Source organism: Fluoribacter gormanii, assembly GCF_900156395.1.
GTDB lineage: Bacteria > Pseudomonadota > Gammaproteobacteria > Legionellales > Legionellaceae > Legionella > Legionella gormanii.
On record NZ_FTNL01000007.1, the window covers coordinates 29,017 to 45,534 of the forward strand.

Genomic DNA, 16,518 nt, shown 5'->3' on the forward strand with positions numbered 1-16,518 from the left:
AAGATTAATGGTTCCTCTAGGTTTCTTTATCTTTATGGGATGCAAAATAATTTAAATCCAACTCTCGGGCTGCCTTTACATCATCTAACCGTTTGACCGGTAATGTATGAGGGGCATTTTTAACCAAGTCAGGGTTTATGGCTACTTCTTCTTTAATCGTTTTCATGATTCGCACAAAATGATCTAATTCTTCTTTACCCTCGGTTTCCGTAGGTTCAATCAGAAGACATTCGGGAATGAGCAATGGGAAATAAGTAGTTGGGGCATGAACGCCATAATCCAACAGCCTTTTGGCAAAATCCATTGCGGTAACGCCATATGTTTTCTTTTCTGGACTTAAAGTAAGAATAAATTCATGTGATGCGCGTCGGTTTGGATAGGCTGCCGTAAAGCCTGCTTTAGTTAGTTCTTTGAGTAGGTAATTTGCATTAAGCGTTGCATATTCTGAAACGCGAAGTAAACCTTCCTTACCGAGTACGCGCATATAAAAATACGCACGCAGTAAAATACCTGCATTTCCCATAAAACAAGACAGGCGACCTATACTTTGTGGATAGTCCTGGCGGGTTGCCCATTGATATCCTGAATCGGTTTTTTTCACGACGGGTAAGGGTATGAAGGGAAGCAGGCGCTTACCTACAGCTACAGGACCAGCACCAGGTCCGCCGCCACCGTGCGGGGTTGCAAATGTTTTATGCAGATTTAAATGCATGACATCAAAGCCCATATCCCCGGGCCTTACTTTTCCCAAAATAGCATTAAGATTGGCACCATCGTAATACAATAATCCTCCTGCCTGATGAACAAGAGCAGCTACTTCTTTAATTTGGCGCATGAACAAGCCCAAAGTAGAGGGATTGGTTAACATGATGCCGGCGGTTCTTGGTCCCAGTTTGCTTTTTAACTCTTCAAGATCGATGTCGCCATCCGCAGCGGTAGGTATTTCAATAATCTTAAAGCCACACATGACCGCAGAGGCGGGATTTGTGCCATGGGCCGCATCGGGAATCAGCATTTCATCGCGTGCTGTATCGCCTCGGGATTGATGATAAGCTTTAATCATCGCAACGCCGGCAAATTCTCCTTGTGATCCCGCCATGGGAGTTAAAGAAACACCCGCCATCCCTGTAATTTCAGCAATATGTTCTTGCAAGCGATACAAGGGTTCTAAAAAACCTTGGCTGTTTTCTTCTGCGGCCAGCGGATGGCGATTGAGAAAGTTAGCGATAGATGCCGCTTTGTGAACTCCTCGAGGATTATATTTCATGGTACATGAACCCAGAGGATAAAAATTGCTATCAATCGAAAAATTTTTATGAGACAAACGAGTGAAATGCCGGACTACCTGTAATTCGGAACATGCAGGCATTTTGGGGGGTGTTTTTCGCTGCAGCTCAGCAGGAATGGCGTATTTACTGGCTGAAATCTTTGGCGCTTGAGCTGTCGCCTGACGGTCTTTTTTAGATAATTCAAAAATCAACATAATTTGCCTTCCATTTTTTGAATGAATTCTTTAAGTTCAGCTCGATGAAGGGCTGGAGTAAATTCAATAAATTGATACTCCGCAATTTCCGCCAAATAATAAGGATCCTTTTTGAATATGGATTCGAGATAGGCGCGATCATTCGTGGCTGCAATGATTATTCCACCAGTACGAGGTTTCATGGGACCTGAGACCAGTAATAAGCCTTGTTTATAGTAGTAATCAAGAAACTCTCTATGTGCTTGCAGGTACTTATCTACTTCACTAAGTGGAACTAAGTAGGTTAACTGGATTACAAACATGAGACACCTCGTTGCGACATGATGGATTTCAAGGTTTTTGCATAAAGTGCTATTTCCTCTTTAGTACGCATTTCAGTCGCACAAACTAAGAGGGTATTTGCCAATTGAGGGTAATGATTTCCTGGGGTATAGCCTCCAGAAATACCTGCTTGCGTCAATTGTTGTAACACCTGCGCTACAGGTTGGTCGAGTTTAAGTAATGCTTCATGAAAATAAGGGGTTGTAAAAACCTGCTCTACACCATCAATTTGGGTTAAAGCGTCTACTAACTCATGAGTATTCTCATGGCATTGGCTTGCAACCTGGCGTAATCCTTCAGCACCCAAAAGGCTCATATGAATGGTCGCTGCGGTGACCAACAAACCTTGATTCGTACAGATATTTGAGGTTGCCTTGGCACGACGTATATGCTGTTCACGTGCTTGCAACGTTAAAGTAAATCCTCTTTTCCCATCTTTATCCAAAGTACATCCTATAATACGGCCAGGCATTTGGCGTACATGAGCCATGCGGGTACTTAAAAAACCAAAATAAGGACCACCCGATGCCATAGGAGCGCCTAAAGGCTGTCCCTCACCGCATGTAATATCAACGCCGTGCTTACCCCATGAGCCTGGTGGCTTTAATAAGGCAAGTGACACAGGGTTGACGCAGGCAATACTGATGGTTTTATTGTGCTGCGCCCAATCGCTGAGTTCATCTACTTTTTCCAGACACCCAAAAAAGTTAGGTTGAGCGATAACCAGCGCAGTAATATCTTGTCCTGTATATCCTTCCAATGCTGAAAGAGAGGTGATTCCTTGCTGTTCATCAAAAGGCAATGTGAGTACTTCAATATGCTGGTTACGCAGGATGGTCTCAATGGTTTCACGATAGAAAGGATGAATTGTCCCCGGGATTAATACACGACTTGTTTTGCTATGCTTATTAACTCGTACAGCCATTAAAATGGCTTCGGCTAATGCTGTAGCGCCATCATACATCGATGCATTAGATACATCCATGCCTGTTAATTCACAGATCATGGTTTGGTATTCGTATAGTAATTGCAAAGTGCCTTGGCTGGCTTCGGCTTGATAAGGGGTATATGCGGTTAAGAACTCACCACGAGAAGCGATATCCCACACTGCTGCAGGTATATGATGCTCATAGCATCCTGCACCCATAAAGCAGATTCCATTTATATTTTTATTTGCCAGATTTTTTGCTTCTTTGAGCATATCCATTTCATTGATACCCGCAGGTATATTTTGAAATCCTGCATATTGCAAGGACAATGGAATTTCATCAAATAAAGTTTGTGTATCTTGAACTCCAATGGAATCAAGCATGGCTTTGCTGTCTTCAAGAGTATGTGGGATATAAGGCATGATTAATGCTCCTCAGCGATCTCATTTTGATATTGTTCAGCAGTCAATAAACTATTAATTTCATCTGGATGACTGGGTTTCAGTTTGACAAGCCAACCCGCGGCATAAGGATCAGAGTTAACAAGAGCTGGATTTTCGACAACTATTTCATTGATCGCCGTAACGACACCGCTTACTGGTGCATAAAAATCAGAGGCTGCTTTTACTGACTCGACAACACCAAGTTCTTCTCCAGCGCTCACTTCATCACCAATTTCAGGCAACTCGACAAAAACCATGTCGCCCAATAATTGTTGGGCATGGTCGGTAATGCCTACGGTTACTTCGTTTTGTTCTTCTTTTAGCCATTCGTGGGTATTAGTGAATTTTAATTCATTCATTGCATTGTCCTTATATAATTCTATAGCACTGAAGTGAAGTTGAATCTATGGAATCTATAAGCTACTAGAAACCCAGATTCTGCTTCTTGTATTCAGACCACAAGTTCTCATTTTAAACGGATCCTAATTTAATCTGATGCCTTAAATTGCTTTTCCAGCTTTAACAAAACGCGGTTTACCTACTTTTGCCGGGAGTAATTTGCCGCGAATATCAACCATGACCTCTTTCCCGGTTTCAACCGGAACTCTTGCCAAGGCGATAGATTTTTCGAGCGTAGGTGAGTAGGTCCCACTCGTAATAATTCCATCAGTACAACCTGGGATGATTACTTTTTGTCCATGACGCATAATTCCTTTATCTAATAAAGTTAGCCCCACCATTTTTCGTTTAATTCCAATTTGCTTTTGGGAGTATAAAGCGCCCATGCCAATAAAATCGCGATCCGCGGGTTCCCATTTAATAGTCCAACCAAGACCTGACTCCAAGGGGCTGGTGGTAGTATCCATATCCTGGCCGTAGAGAAGCATTCCTGCCTCCAGGCGAAGAGTATCGCGGGAAGCCAATCCACAGGGATGTACGCCAACCTGCATTAAATTATTCCATAATTGGACAATGGATTCTTGGGGGGCGATGATTTCAAATCCATCTTCACCGGTATACCCAGTGCGGGCAAAAAACCATTGTTCCACATCCACACATTCAAAATTTGTCAAAGTAGAAACGGCGTCAATTTGCGCGGGATTAAGAATTTGTTGTGTTTTTTCTATGGCGTTAGGTCCTTGTACGGCAATCATCGCCAATTCTCTTCGTTCTTGCAAGCCAACAGCAAATCCTTCACTTTTTTGGCGAATCCAGGCCAAATCATTTTGTCGAGTTGCAGAATTCAGGACGACCCTATAATTATCTGACGCGCGTTGGTACACGATAAGATCGTCAATAATTCCGCCATGCTCATTACACATGCAACTGTAAAGTGCTTTTCCATTGTGTGCAAGCTGATCCACATCATTAGTTAAAAGCTTGCGTAAGAATTGACGGCCGCCGGCACCAAGAATATCCACAATAGTCATATGCGAAACATCGAACATGCCCGCATCGTTACGCACATAATGGTGCTCATTAAGCTGAGAACCATAATGCAAAGGCATTTCCCAACCATGGAAATCAACCATTTTAGCGCCACATGCTTGGTGTGTGGCATTGAGAGGGGTTTTAGCAATCATTGTACGTCCTTTTTCAATCACCTTAGTGTGGGTGATTATACCTATTGCGATATATACTGTATATTGCATACTGCATATTTCTTAGGACTACTTTAATGACTTGGCTAAATGTATGGCGTTGGATGTTGGATTTAGGATGGTTATTATTTCTCCTAATACTCCTCAGGCATTTTTGGCGTGATAGACAAGTTTTGGTGCAAGCGCAATCGTGGCTAAAAGTAAAAGGGTATATTACGAAATGTGAATGGACAAAAGTTGGTCATAGCATTTGGCCTAAAATTGAATATAACTACCAAGTTGATGATAAAAATTTGACTGGAGAATATTTGTTTTTAGATACAGCGCGAAATAATCCGAATAGTAAATATTCCCGTGGTATTGCCTATAAAGCGGCCATGGCCTTTCAGGAAAATACCGCGATTGATATCTATTATAACCCCAATGACCCAGAAGAGTCGGCTTTAGATGTAACCATGCCAATCAAATTAAATATGATTTTAATTTTGATTGGCATGTTAATTGTCATCCATTTAGCACTTATGGCTTGGCATTATTTGGGGTAGGGGTGCCTGCTGGAGGTGTACCTGCTGGCGTTGATTCATTATCTACTTCAACATCACATTTACAAGGTTGTTTGTTTATTGTGGACTGCAGACCGGTGATGGTATATCCACGTACTCCCTGTCCTGATGGTGCTACCATAAAGCTAATATTAACGTTCAAATTTTGTCGCTGTTGATATTGTGGATTTTGATACGCAACGATAAGTCCCATAGTTGCTTTCCAATGTGTTGGGTCGATATTGGTGATTACCGGGGGGGCAGTAGCTACGGAAGTCACGTTATAAAGATTTTTTTGTACATCCTCGGGTAATTTGGAAGCATTTAAAGCATTGCTATAGGCAATCCAGGCATCTGCAGTAAAATATTTAGCTATTTTTTTCTGATCTTCGAGATAATTTTTATAGCTGTAGGTATAGGTAGCAACGATTGCTTCATTGACCCAGACGGATAATTGCACAGGGTCTGGTTGTGCATAACTGAATTCGAAAAAAATTGATAAGAGAATAAAGGCTAATTTTTTGTTCATATGCATATCCTGTTTGCAATAAGAAAATAAGGTTTAAGAATACATTCACAGCTAGATAGATTTTTATAGTGTAACTCATTCAAGAGACATAAAAAAATCCCCGGCTGCTGCCGGGGCAAATTGGATGTTTAGATAATGAATCTAAACAGTGCTCCACTTAAGAGGGGGTAAAGTGGAGCTAAGCATTCGGGGGAAATGCTCACTATGTTAGACACGGAAATCATTAAAAAGTTCAATTTTTGTGCAAAATATTTAATTTTAGATAAAATAAAGAACTAATCTATTGAATATTAATGCATTTTAATAATTTGTCAGGTTTTTCCTTGTTATCATTTAGAATACTCTTGGTTTTATAAGAAAGAAAGCGAGATATTCAACTGCTTTAATCTATCGGTTATGCCGTCTTTATGATATTTTATTACCCTAAAATAAGCAGCTGAACTCGTATTGACAAAAACTAATTCCAGCGCAGTAATTTTGAGATACACAGGCTTAGGTTGAGACCTTTTAGTTTCACTGCTTTTTTCAATTATATATACTGCGTGATTAATAAGTTGCAGAGTGTGTTTGGGTGTCGACAAGGTTATTGAGGAGGCATTGTGCGCGAGAATCGGTTCTACTTTGCTAATCCTGATAGATTTGGCCGATATATAAATCGTTGGGATTTGCTGCTCCTTATTCTCATTTTTTCCATATTGTTCTTTTTGGGTTGGGCCGGCTCGCAAATGGCCACTCCATATCAGTTGGGAGAGCAGATTCCTATTTCATTGGATCCAGCCAATCTTCCCTTTTATGCATTGCGTACGGTACTTCGTATGTTTATTGCATTGTTTTTTTCAATCATTTTTACATTTACTGTAGGGCTTTGGGCCGCTAAAAATCGACGTGCAGAACAAATCATTATCCCTGCGATTGATATTTTGCAATCCATACCGGTTTTAAGTTTTTTATCGATTACAGTGACCGCATTTATCCGCTTGTTTCCTAACAGTTTATTGGGACCTGAATGTGCATCCATTTTTGCTATTTTTTGTGCCCAAGTATGGAATATGACTTTTGGCTTTTATCAGTCATTAAAGACATTGCCACATGATTTGCAAGAAGTTTCTTCTATGTTTCGACTTTCTGCATGGCAGCGCTTTTGGAAATTGGAAGTTCCTTTTTCTATGTCGAGTTTGTTATGGAACATGATGGTTTCTATGTCAGCCAGCTGGTTTTTTGTGGTTTTGTCTGAGGCCATCTCTGTCGCACATCAAGACATCCGTTTACCAGGAGTAGGTTCCTATATTGCCTTGGCAATTCAACAACGTGATTTACATGCGGTGGGTTATGCTATTTTGGCGATGATGATCGTTATTTTTTTATATGATCAAATCTTTTTCCGACCCTTGATTGCATGGTCTGAAAAGTTTAAAACAGAGCCGTCACATGATGAAGCTGAATATCAATCTTGGCTGGTTGATTGGATACGTGGTAGTCGACTAATGAAGCAGTTTGCTGAAATTCTCGGGATTTTTACCGATCATTTTGTCAATGCGCGCTGGCTTAGAATCAATGAGGCCAAAGTAATTAAAGAGATTGATTTTAAAAGACAAAGGCGCCTGGATCGACTTTGGAGCATCCTGGTTTTAATCAGTGTTTGTTCTGGTGCATGGTTTTTATTGCGCTTTATTCTTGCAGAATTGAAAGTGAGTGATATTTTGCACGTGTTTTTGCTTGGCGCCGCAACAGGAGCACGGGTGCTCTGCATGATTTTCCTGAGTTCTTTAGTTTGGATTCCAGTAGGGGTGTGGATTGGTTTAAGACCAAGAATTGCGCAAAAAATACAGCCAGTAATTCAATTTGTTGCAGCTTTTCCCGCAAATTTATTCTATCCTTTGTTTGTGATTGCTATCGTTGCGTTTCATTTAAATGTCGAAATTTGGGTGACTCCACTCATGATTCTTGGAACCCAATGGTATATCTTATTTAATGTGATCGCGGGCGCATCTACTATCCCCAGAGAACTCTATCTTGCTGCAGATAATTTTGGCTTGAAAGGATGGTTGTGGTGGAAAAGATTGGCGTTGCCTGGCATTTTTCCCTTTTATATCACTGGCGCCATAACCGCGGCAGGCGGTGCATGGAACGCCAGCATTGTGGCTGAGTTTGTGAGTTGGGGAAACACCACACTGAGAGCGACCGGTTTGGGTGAGTACATCCAAGCCAGTACGGCTACAGGAGACTTCCCTAAAATTGCTTTAGGTACTGCAATGATGTGTTTGTATGTACTTACTTTTAACCATTTGATTTGGCGTCCGCTCTATCGGTTGGCGGAAGAACGTTTTAACCTTAATTAAAAGATACCTATGTCTGAAACCATTATTGCTATAGAAAGCTTACGCAAGTCTTTTAAAAAAGCAGCAGAACAAAATTTGCTTGTGCTTGAGGATGTGAACTTCAAGCTGCAAGAAGGCGAAATCGTTGCTTTATTAGGTAAATCTGGTTCGGGAAAGTCCACTTTGTTACGCATTATTGCGGGTCTAATAGCACCCACCAGTGGGACTGTGACCTATAGAGGTAAACCCGTAACCAGTCCTGTTGCTGGTATTGCAATGGTTTTCCAGTCGTTTGCATTGATGCCGTGGCTTACCGTATTGGAAAATGTAGAGCTTGGTCTTGAGGCGCAGGGAGTCAGTCGCGAAGAGCGCAGGCATCGAGCAATTGAAGCAATTGATATCATCGGTCTTGATGGTTTTGAATCAGCCTTCCCCAAAGAGCTTTCCGGGGGGATGCGCCAACGGGTTGGTTTTGCGCGCGCCCTGGTTATTAATCCTGATGTTTTATTAATGGATGAGCCTTTTTCCGCGCTTGATGTGCTTACCGCGGAAAATCTGAAATCGGACTTGTTGGAACTGTGGGCAGAAAAGAAAACCAATACCAATGGAATTTTATTAGTGACTCATAATATTGAGGAAGCTGCTACATTAGCCGACAGAATTGTAATTTTTGGTAATGATCCAGGTTACATCCGAGCGGAATTACCCGTCACCTTGCCGCAACCACGTGATCCTCAATCGCCTGAGTTTCGGGCTTTAGTTGATAAAATTTATACTTTAATGACTACTGGCCCTAAAGAAAAAGCAAAACGTGCTCAAAGAGAGCGACAAATCGGTTTAGGATATCGCTTGCCTGATGTAGAGCCCTCCGAACTGACCGGCTTGATTGAGACGATGACCTCGTTCGAGGAGCGCATTGATTTACCTGAGCTTGCAGATGAGCTGATGATGAATATTGATGACCTATTTCCCATACTTGAAACATTGGAAATATTAGGTTTTGCGAAAGTTTCTGCAGGGGACATCCAATTAAGCGACTTAGGAAAGCAATTTGCTGAGGCTGATCTTCAAGAACGTAAGCAATTATTTGCGCAAAGATTATTGGAAAAGGTACCTCTTGCACGTTATATCCGGCGAATTTTAGATGAAAAAGTAGGACATAGAGTTTCTGAGGAACGTTTTTTGAGTAAGCTTGAAGATTATTTAAGTGAGAAGGAAGCAGACCGTGTATTGCGCACGATGATTGACTGGGGGCGTTATGCCGAGATTTTTGCTTATGATTTTAATACCGGGATTTTAAGTTTGGAAAATCCAGGGAAGGGAATTTAATTCTTATTTTAACCAGCCAAGTTCAGAAATGTTTTGTAGCAGCAAAATACGCTTTGCAAAGCCGTCACAAATAGCGCACTCCTAACTGAGAATGGGGCGGAGTGTATACACTTAATATTTGTTTAATCTTTATACAGTATACTCCATTCATTCTAATTAAAACGAATGGTAAATTCATGCAAGAAAAAATAGAGCCCGTCCATCCATTATATACAAAAATATTAAAGAATGGCGTGGAAATATCCGTCAATATCAAAATAACGGAAAGTGAGCCTGGACAATTCTACTTGTCTATCTTAGAAGATGAACAATCGATTGGAACTGCCATTTTTCATTTGGAGCGTGGAGAAACTTTATACATTGATAAAATGTCCAATCTGGACCAAACCCGCTATAAACACGTTGGTACTGCTTTGCATGAGATTCTATTTAAGAAAAGTTGTGAGCTGGGACTAGGTGGACATGTAGAATTTGATGCGGCTTGGAACTCGCACATGTTCCACTATATTAACGGGTTCCGCGCCTTACCATCCTATAGGTTTATCAAAGGGGCATCGTGGAATACTGTACCCTTTAAAAGAGCGTTAGAGGAGCTAATTGAGCTTGGCTTACCTGATTCGTGTGCTGATCATGACAAATTAAAACAAATTGAAAAATCATTGCTGGAAACATTTGAAGAGGAAGATCTGGAAGACTATGAGGATATTAAAAAAGATTATGCTGAAAAAGCTAAAATAGATGTTGAAAAAGTCACTTTTTCACAATTGATGTTTAATGTGTTTTTTAAATATGATTATGAGAACGGGTTGCTTCAGAAGTTACTGGCTAAGAAAAAGCCTGGTCAAAATATCGACACATCAGAATTAACCAGTTTAATTATGTATCTTCCTGATCAATCGATACTGGCTAAGAAAAGAATGTATGGAATTCTTCCACCGGAACAGGTTGATGCAACCACTTCAGAAAAAATTGAACCAGAACTCGGAAAAGTTATCCCTGAGAATAACAGCGCTATTCCGGAACAATTACTTGTTCAAAACAAAATCGCGCCTGTAAATGAAATTGCGATCCAGTTCATCCCTGAACATCATGATGACATTTTGGAGCAATCACTTGTTGAGAACAAAACCTTAACTGTAAATAAGATTGCAACCCAGGAAGCATCGATTGCCTTCGAAGAGAATGTCGTCACCACTGCTAAAATTGATGAAGCTTCGAATGAGAAAGAAGTACTCGAAAATTCAACCTCAAACGGTGAGAAAGAATGTGAAAAGTCAGTACCTACAGTCAAAAAATCACCTGTTTCCAACTATTTCTCAGGTAAAGACTATAACAAATGCTTGCGTTTAATTGTTGAATTATCATCCAGACTTTATCCTTTAATTCTCGGCAAACTAGAATGCAGTGGTGAAGAAACAATGGCCGTTAAGCATTTTATGGAAGCATTAACTTTTAAAAGATTAATATCTGAAAAAGAGCGTAAGTTGCTTTTAAATGGGAAATCATTTGAACTAATTAATCAGTATCTTCAAGAGAATGAAAGAATGATTGAAGATTGCCTGGCGAGCCCAGTTAAATCAGTTAGTGATTTAGTGGATGCGATAAACCAGAGTATTAATTCAGTCGATTTTTTTATTGATATTCTACAAAACATTAAGAAGAACTTGCCTAGGGAAAATAAGAGTTTTTGGAACTTTTTAGCGCCACCCCAATTGGCAGATCAACAAAAGGCGCTGGATCATCTTGTTCTGCTGTTGAAAGGTGATAGTAATGAGCCATTATCTGAAAAGGAAAAAAGCAATTTAAGCAAAACGAACTTAGGATCTTCAATTAAAACGTTTCTAAATGATTTTGGTAAATATTTGGCTAGAGATTTGGGTTATCAAGATACCGTGATTTCATTAGCTACTCTTAATGAACGGCTGGCAGCCAGTAACCTCAAATGTGCTTGAGTGTTGTTTTCGACAATAACGACTGTTGGTGCATCCACGATGCGATTGATGGATTAAGTTATCTCTAAGATGCATTCCTAAACACAAATGCCTCATTCACGAGTAAAACGGTACTTCAAATAATAACTAAGGGAATAGTAACTGGAATGACAACTGCCAAAAGCTCTGCTAGGGTTAAATTTTGCGAAGATTGATCAGAACAATAACAAATCAGCCAATACTTAAATTATAGCAAATTGTTTGTTATTATTTGTTCAGATTGGTCCAAGGAGGGTTAATTTAGATGGAGCAAAAACAAGAATATGATGAGCATTTCAAAATAATCCTTCTAGGAAATAATGCAGTTGGTAAATCGTGTTTACTGCGTACTTATTGTGATCGCACTCCCTGTTTCGATGAATATATGGATACTATGGGGGTTGATCAAGAAATAAAACCGATTAATGTCTTCAATAAAAGAGTACTGTTGCGTATCTGGGATTCTTCGGGTGCACCAAAATTACAGAACATAGTTGCTTCCTATTTTCGATTTGTTGATGGAGCTTTGATCTGCTTTGACTTAGCCAATAGGGCATCTTTGTCGGGCGCTAAGGAGCATGTGGCTCGTTTAAGGACGATTAGAAACGATATCCCCATCGTTTTAGTCGGTTGTAAATCAGACTTGAAGAAACGAAGAGAAGTAACTTCCAAGCAAGCAAAGGAATTAGCTGATGAATTGGGGAGTGATTATCTAGAAGTTTCTGCCCTTAATGACATGAATGTCGAGCAACTTTTTACACAAATTACCCTTCAAATATATCTTTCCAAACAACTGAACAAGATCAAGCCCACCTTAGATAAATGTTTCAATAATTTTTTAAAACTCAATAACCCTAATCGCGCCAAGTTGTTTACTGAACAGCACCAAAGTTCCCCCATAAAAGGAGAAATAAGGGCAGAGTACAGAGCCCAGTTTGCAAAATTGTTTGTTTCTCGACGAGTGGACGAAGTGACTGAGTTTTGTAGAAAAACATTAGATCTCATTGAAAAGACAAACTATTTTTATAAACAAGAGAGTCCTGTTTTAAGTAGCTTTCTAACCAGTCCACTTTCAAATGCTCTAAAGGATATTTTGGATGTTTTAAATAGTATGTTAGGTGACATGATGGGATTTACCGCTGCGAATGAACTTATATATCAGAAAAAATCCATAGAGCACGCACTTTAAATCAGATCCAGTATACTAAATCTCGATCCGTGAGCCCTAAGCTCGATATTTATCCCGAATGTCGTGAGGGGCTTCAGCAGGTGGTATGAGTAAAATTAAGGAGAACCTTTGTCGTAAATTCTTCAGAATGAGGTGATTATGAGCATATCATTCTAACGTTTCACGTGAAGCATTAGCTTATCTTTATGCAAATTTTTTCTCACTAAGTACTATATACTGGGTGAAGCGCAGGGGAACTCAGGGATTCCGGGCATGAATGAGTTTTTTGACCCGGGTTGCGGCTTGCGCCTTCACCCAGGCATTTGAATGGTTATAAGAAGCCAGGTTATCAAGCAGATTTTCGTGTGAGGTAATTCAATAGTTCTAATAAACGCTCTGGGTTGCCAGCCATTTGTAAGTCCGTTTTATACTTATTATTTACCACAAAGGCAGGTACCGCATTGATTTGATAAGTTCCCATGAGACTCATCCCATTTTGTACACGCATATCAATGGTTGGTGAGTTTTCAAAAGCACTTTTCGCAATTTCTCTATCGACTCCTTGCGCAACAAAGAAACTGATCATCGATTGTTTGGAATCGAGAGGTTTTCGCTCTTCCTGTATGGCTTTAAACAGTAAAGGAGTTATTTTATCAGAAAGTGCAAGCGTTTTTGCGGTGTAGTAGGCTTTGGCATAGAGCTCCCAGGATGGTTTAAATACAACTGGAACGCGTTCGAATTGAATGTTATTACCCATTTTACTAACCCAAGAATTGAGGGGGGCTTCTATTTTGTAACACCAAGGACAGCCATAACTAAAAAATTCTTCAATCATGGGTGCTTTATTTTTATTATTTGTTGCGTTCGGATTGCTAACAATTTGATAATCCTTCCCTTCAACAAATGATGCAGCTAGGGCCATTGCTGGTAAAAGAAAGAATATAGCGATTAATTTTTTTAACATAATTTAGTTTCCTAATGTAACCCTTCAATATAATGTGCAACTGCTTCCATATCTTCTTGACTCATTCTACTGCTAATATCTTGCATGATATGGTTTAAATCATTTTTTCTCTTCCCGTCTTTAAATGCATTTAATTGCAACACGGTATAAGCAGCATGTTGGCCAGACAGTATTGGGAAGCCAGCTTGAGCATTACCCGTACCTTTAGGACCATGGCAGGCGATACATGCCGTAATCCTTTTTGCAAAATCTCCTCCACGGTAGATTTGTTCACCCCGTTTAAGAAATTGTTTAGGGGTACTGCCATTAGCAAGAGGCATTTTAGCATAATATGCTGCCAAGTCATCCATATCCTGTTTTCTCAGTGTGGCAACAAGTGCATTCATTGTGGGTGCGTTACGTAACGCACTGTCTTTCATATCGTTCAGTTGTTTAATAAAGTATTTGGGATGTTGTCCTGCAATATTAGGCCAGTCGGGATTCGGACTATTGCCTTCTTGGCCATGGCATGCGGAACAAATCACCGCTTTGTTTGCGGCGGATGAGGTGTTTTCTTGAGCAAAAAGAACTAATGGAAAGCATAGAATAAAAGTGAGTACAAATTTTTTCATCGTTTTCTCATAATAAATTCACGAAGTAATGGTACACTGCCTTGGTTGAAATCCCAAAATATTATAATTCTTATGTTAGAAAATCCTTATTCTAAAGCAGTTTTTTTACAAAGTGCTGCACGTGTATCTCAGTTACCTGAGGATTCAGGGTATGAAGTTGCCTTTGCTGGCCGTTCAAATGCAGGCAAGTCAAGTGCTTTAAATTGTCTCACTGGCATCAAAAATTTGGCCCGCACCAGTAAAACGCCTGGCCGCACTCAATTGATTAATTTATTTGGAATTGATGAAACGCGTCGTCTTGTTGATTTGCCAGGTTATGGCTACGCCAAAGTCGCTTTGCAAGTGAAAATGGACTGGCAAAAAAATTTAGCGCATTATCTTGAAGTCAGGCAAAGCTTAAAAGGGTTGATTTTATTGATGGATATCCGTCATCCCTTAAAAGATTTAGATGTGATGATGATTGATTGGGCATTAAACCGTGAGCTCCCCGTCCATATTTTACTGACTAAATCAGATAAATTAAGCCGCAGCGAGGTAAAAAATACGGTATCAAAAGTCCGCAAGCATTATGAACTCGCAGTGCATTTGATTACAGTTCAATCTTTTTCTTCTTTAAAAAAAGAAGGGGTGGGTGAATTGATTGCATTGCTCAATCAATGGCTTGATTTGTAACCTGGGTGAAGCGAAGCAGAGCCCGGAATTTCTGGATATTAAAGAGCTTCTTTACCCCGGGTTTTGTTTCATTGTACCCAGGAACAAATTAAAGCAGGTTGAATGGTTGATTTATTTCTTAGGATACCTGATCAATTATTAATTGTAAGGAATTCACATGCTAGGATTCGGCAGATTTTTTAAAGGTTCTACTGATTCTCACCAAGGGCAAACTGGTTTGTCAATTGAATGCCTTCCAAATGAAATGCTTCTGCCAATTCTGCAAAGAACAGCGACTTCCCGGAGTGATAAAAACAGCGTGTCACTGGTTAGCAAACGGTTTCATGAGTTGAATGAAGATAAATCAGTTGGCAAATTTCTATCTCATGATATTCATTTTATTATTGATTCCTTGTTGCGTGATTTGTATCGACTAATGTTTAAGCGAAGCTCCGTGGGGGCTGGACAATTTTTTGCGGAAAAAGAATTAATACTGTCGATTGAGCAACTTAAAAAACAGCTCGTAGCTGTTTTGAAGGCAAGATCTTTTGAAAGAATTGATAAAAAAACACTCGATATTTTTTCAAATGGAGATGCGAAAGCAATTCGATCAAAGCTACTTATGAAGTACGGGGGTATGCTGCCTTACGTTATTGATAGTGTCAAAGATTTTCAATTTCTTGCGGCTACCGTTGATAAAAGCCAATGGAATGCCATTGAAGTGATATTTAAAACGATTAAATTAAGTGAAAAAAATGACATAACCATCTGCATCCATTTAATGTTACGTCTTTGCGCTGAATTAAAAAGCAAAAAGCGGCTTACTGATAAACATCAGGATTACCGAGAACTCTTAACCAATGCGTGTTCAAAGCTTGTAGGGGCGCTGTCTAAAGAGCAACAAATGGTCGCTATTGAAATCGTTAAAGATGGGGTTAGGTTATCAGAGGAGATTTTTTTGCATAATCTAGCCAATGCTTTTATTGCAGTGAGTAGAGAATTACATGAGCAGTTGGGGAACGAAGTAAGCAATGACTTTTCTTTAGTATCAGATAAACCAGGCACATAATTTTTCACAATCACCCTATAAAGTTATAGGGTGAGATGAATGGTTTATAATTCGACTGGTTATCCCTTAATTTCAGCATGCTCCAATACTTTTTCTGCTTGGGTAGCACGATAGTTTTTAATTGCTTCGCGGTACACAGGATACTTATTGCCCAGGATCGTTACTGCCAAAATAGCAGCATTGATGGCACCTGCCTTACCTACGGCAAGAGTTCCTACAGGAATTCCCGCTGGCATTTGGACTATGGATAAAAGCGCATCCAGGCCATTAGTAAAAGTCGAGGAAGGCATAGGCACACCTAAAACAGGGACTATCGTTTTAGCTGCTACAACACCTGGCAAATGAGCCGCACCACCTGCTGCCGCGATAAAAATTTCAACGCCACGTTGTTCGGCTGATTTGAGATACTCAAATAACGCATCAGGGGTACGATGTGCCGATAAGGCGCGAACTTCGTGAGGAACGTTAAATTGTTCCAGAGTCCGGCTGGTTTCCTCCATGATGGCCCAATCAGATTTTGAACCCATCAGTATCGATACAAGTATATTTGACATAATTCCCTCGTTAATTATTTATCATGTTCAGTATTT

16 protein-coding genes are annotated in these 16,518 nt (G+C 40.0%); 7 read left to right on the top strand and 9 right to left on the bottom strand.

Going from position 1 to position 16,518, the window contains the following annotated elements:
• Positions 1–16: 16 nt before the first annotated feature.
• From gcvPB to gcvT, 5 genes are all read right to left on the bottom strand, one after another.
• Positions 17–1,483, bottom strand: a complete 1,467-nt coding sequence (gcvPB, locus tag BW930_RS05990) for an aminomethyl-transferring glycine dehydrogenase subunit GcvPB (RefSeq protein ID WP_058467302.1) — start codon at positions 1,481–1,483, stop codon at positions 17–19.
• Complete coding sequence (locus tag BW930_RS05995; protein WP_058467303.1) at positions 1,477–1,785, bottom strand: YciI family protein; 309 nt, start codon at positions 1,783–1,785, stop codon at positions 1,477–1,479. Before BW930_RS05995 ends, gcvPB begins: the two co-directional genes overlap by 7 nt.
• On the bottom strand, positions 1,776–3,155 hold the full coding sequence (gene gcvPA, locus BW930_RS06000; RefSeq protein WP_058467304.1) for an aminomethyl-transferring glycine dehydrogenase subunit GcvPA: 1,380 nt from the start codon (positions 3,153–3,155) through the stop codon (positions 1,776–1,778). The genes BW930_RS05995 and gcvPA overlap by 10 nt, the downstream gene beginning before the upstream one ends.
• A 2-nt stretch (positions 3,156–3,157) precedes the next feature.
• On the bottom strand, positions 3,158–3,535 hold the full coding sequence (gene gcvH / locus BW930_RS06005) for a glycine cleavage system protein GcvH (protein ID WP_058467305.1): 378 nt from the start codon (positions 3,533–3,535) through the stop codon (positions 3,158–3,160).
• 141 nt (positions 3,536–3,676) lie between these two features.
• Positions 3,677–4,759 carry a glycine cleavage system aminomethyltransferase GcvT gene (gene gcvT / locus BW930_RS06010; protein WP_058467306.1) on the bottom strand — a complete coding sequence of 361 codons (1,083 nt, stop codon included), beginning with the start codon at positions 4,757–4,759 and terminating at the stop codon, positions 3,677–3,679.
• Between the two features lie 95 nt (positions 4,760–4,854).
• Here gcvT and BW930_RS06015 point away from each other — a divergent pair, with 95 nt between their 5' ends.
• Positions 4,855–5,322: a DUF3592 domain-containing protein gene (locus BW930_RS06015; RefSeq protein WP_058467307.1), complete on the top strand. Its 468-nt coding sequence runs from the start codon at positions 4,855–4,857 to the stop codon at positions 5,320–5,322.
• On the opposite strand, the gene BW930_RS06020 is transcribed toward BW930_RS06015, so the two are convergent.
• A complete protein-coding gene (locus tag BW930_RS06020; protein ID WP_058467308.1) occupies positions 5,297–5,848 on the bottom strand; it encodes a DotI/IcmL family type IV secretion protein in 552 nt (183 codons plus the stop codon). The two genes, BW930_RS06015 and BW930_RS06020, sit on opposite strands and share 26 nt — an antisense overlap.
• 599 nt (positions 5,849–6,447) lie before the next feature.
• On the opposite strand from BW930_RS06020, the gene BW930_RS06025 reads away from it, so the two are divergent.
• From BW930_RS06025 to BW930_RS06040, 4 genes are all read left to right on the top strand, one after another.
• Positions 6,448–8,187 (top strand): ABC transporter permease, encoded by a 1,740-nt coding sequence (locus BW930_RS06025; RefSeq protein ID WP_115266246.1) that lies wholly within the window; start codon positions 6,448–6,450, stop codon positions 8,185–8,187.
• Positions 8,188–8,196: 9 nt separating this feature from the next.
• Complete coding sequence (locus tag BW930_RS06030) at positions 8,197–9,495, top strand: ABC transporter ATP-binding protein (RefSeq protein ID WP_058467310.1); 1,299 nt, start codon at positions 8,197–8,199, stop codon at positions 9,493–9,495.
• A 176-nt stretch (positions 9,496–9,671) separates the two neighbouring features.
• Positions 9,672–11,447: a hypothetical protein gene (locus BW930_RS06035; protein ID WP_058467311.1), complete on the top strand. Its 1,776-nt coding sequence runs from the start codon at positions 9,672–9,674 to the stop codon at positions 11,445–11,447.
• Positions 11,448–11,730: 283 nt separating this feature from the next.
• Positions 11,731–12,654 (top strand): Rab family GTPase, encoded by a 924-nt coding sequence (locus BW930_RS06040; protein ID WP_058467312.1) that lies wholly within the window; start codon positions 11,731–11,733, stop codon positions 12,652–12,654.
• Between the two features lie 328 nt (positions 12,655–12,982).
• On the opposite strand, the gene BW930_RS06045 is transcribed toward BW930_RS06040, so the two are convergent.
• Entirely contained in the window at positions 12,983–13,597 is a 615-nt protein-coding gene (locus BW930_RS06045; RefSeq protein WP_058467313.1) for a thiol:disulfide interchange protein DsbA/DsbL, read from the bottom strand.
• Positions 13,598–13,608: 11 nt separating this feature from the next.
• Positions 13,609–14,208, bottom strand: coding sequence for a c-type cytochrome (locus tag BW930_RS06050; RefSeq protein ID WP_058467314.1), 600 nt, complete (start codon positions 14,206–14,208; stop codon positions 13,609–13,611).
• Positions 14,209–14,280: 72 nt separating this feature from the next.
• Here BW930_RS06050 and yihA point away from each other — a divergent pair, with 72 nt between their 5' ends.
• Both yihA and BW930_RS06060 read left to right on the top strand, forming a co-directional pair.
• Complete coding sequence (yihA, locus tag BW930_RS06055; RefSeq protein ID WP_058467315.1) at positions 14,281–14,880, top strand: ribosome biogenesis GTP-binding protein YihA/YsxC; 600 nt, start codon at positions 14,281–14,283, stop codon at positions 14,878–14,880.
• Between the two features lie 157 nt (positions 14,881–15,037).
• Positions 15,038–15,928 (top strand): F-box protein, encoded by an 891-nt coding sequence (locus BW930_RS06060; RefSeq protein WP_058467316.1) that lies wholly within the window; start codon positions 15,038–15,040, stop codon positions 15,926–15,928.
• 59 nt (positions 15,929–15,987) lie between these two features.
• On the opposite strand, the gene purE is transcribed toward BW930_RS06060, so the two are convergent.
• The gene (gene purE, locus BW930_RS06065) at positions 15,988–16,482 is read right to left on the bottom strand and encodes a 5-(carboxyamino)imidazole ribonucleotide mutase (protein WP_058467317.1); all 495 of its coding nucleotides are present in this window, start codon (positions 16,480–16,482) and stop codon (positions 15,988–15,990) included.
• Positions 16,483–16,518: the final 36 nt, after the last annotated feature.

Excerpts from the sequence above, each read along its gene's own strand:
- BW930_RS06030 (WP_058467310.1), top strand. The coding sequence starts at position 8,197 with ATGTCTGAAACCATTATTGCTATAGAAAGCTTACGCAAGTCTTTTAAA.
- BW930_RS06015 (WP_058467307.1), top strand. The coding sequence starts at position 4,855 with ATGACTTGGCTAAATGTATGGCGTTGGATGTTGGATTTAGGATGGTTA.
- gcvT (WP_058467306.1), bottom strand. The coding sequence starts at position 4,759 with ATGATTGCTAAAACCCCTCTCAATGCCACACACCAAGCATGTGGCGCT.
- BW930_RS06050 (WP_058467314.1), bottom strand. The coding sequence starts at position 14,208 with ATGAAAAAATTTGTACTCACTTTTATTCTATGCTTTCCATTAGTTCTT.
- BW930_RS06040 (WP_058467312.1), top strand. The coding sequence starts at position 11,731 with ATGGAGCAAAAACAAGAATATGATGAGCATTTCAAAATAATCCTTCTA.
- purE (WP_058467317.1), bottom strand. The coding sequence starts at position 16,482 with ATGTCAAATATACTTGTATCGATACTGATGGGTTCAAAATCTGATTGG.
- BW930_RS06060 (WP_058467316.1), top strand. The coding sequence starts at position 15,038 with ATGCTAGGATTCGGCAGATTTTTTAAAGGTTCTACTGATTCTCACCAA.
- BW930_RS06045 (WP_058467313.1), bottom strand. The coding sequence starts at position 13,597 with ATGTTAAAAAAATTAATCGCTATATTCTTTCTTTTACCAGCAATGGCC.
- BW930_RS06035 (WP_058467311.1), top strand. The coding sequence starts at position 9,672 with ATGCAAGAAAAAATAGAGCCCGTCCATCCATTATATACAAAAATATTA.
- BW930_RS05995 (WP_058467303.1), bottom strand. The coding sequence starts at position 1,785 with ATGTTTGTAATCCAGTTAACCTACTTAGTTCCACTTAGTGAAGTAGAT.
- yihA (WP_058467315.1), top strand. The coding sequence starts at position 14,281 with ATGTTAGAAAATCCTTATTCTAAAGCAGTTTTTTTACAAAGTGCTGCA.
- BW930_RS06020 (WP_058467308.1), bottom strand. The coding sequence starts at position 5,848 with ATGAACAAAAAATTAGCCTTTATTCTCTTATCAATTTTTTTCGAATTC.
- gcvPB (WP_058467302.1), bottom strand. The coding sequence starts at position 1,483 with ATGTTGATTTTTGAATTATCTAAAAAAGACCGTCAGGCGACAGCTCAA.
- gcvH (WP_058467305.1), bottom strand. The coding sequence starts at position 3,535 with ATGAATGAATTAAAATTCACTAATACCCACGAATGGCTAAAAGAAGAA.
- gcvPA (WP_058467304.1), bottom strand. The coding sequence starts at position 3,155 with ATGCCTTATATCCCACATACTCTTGAAGACAGCAAAGCCATGCTTGAT.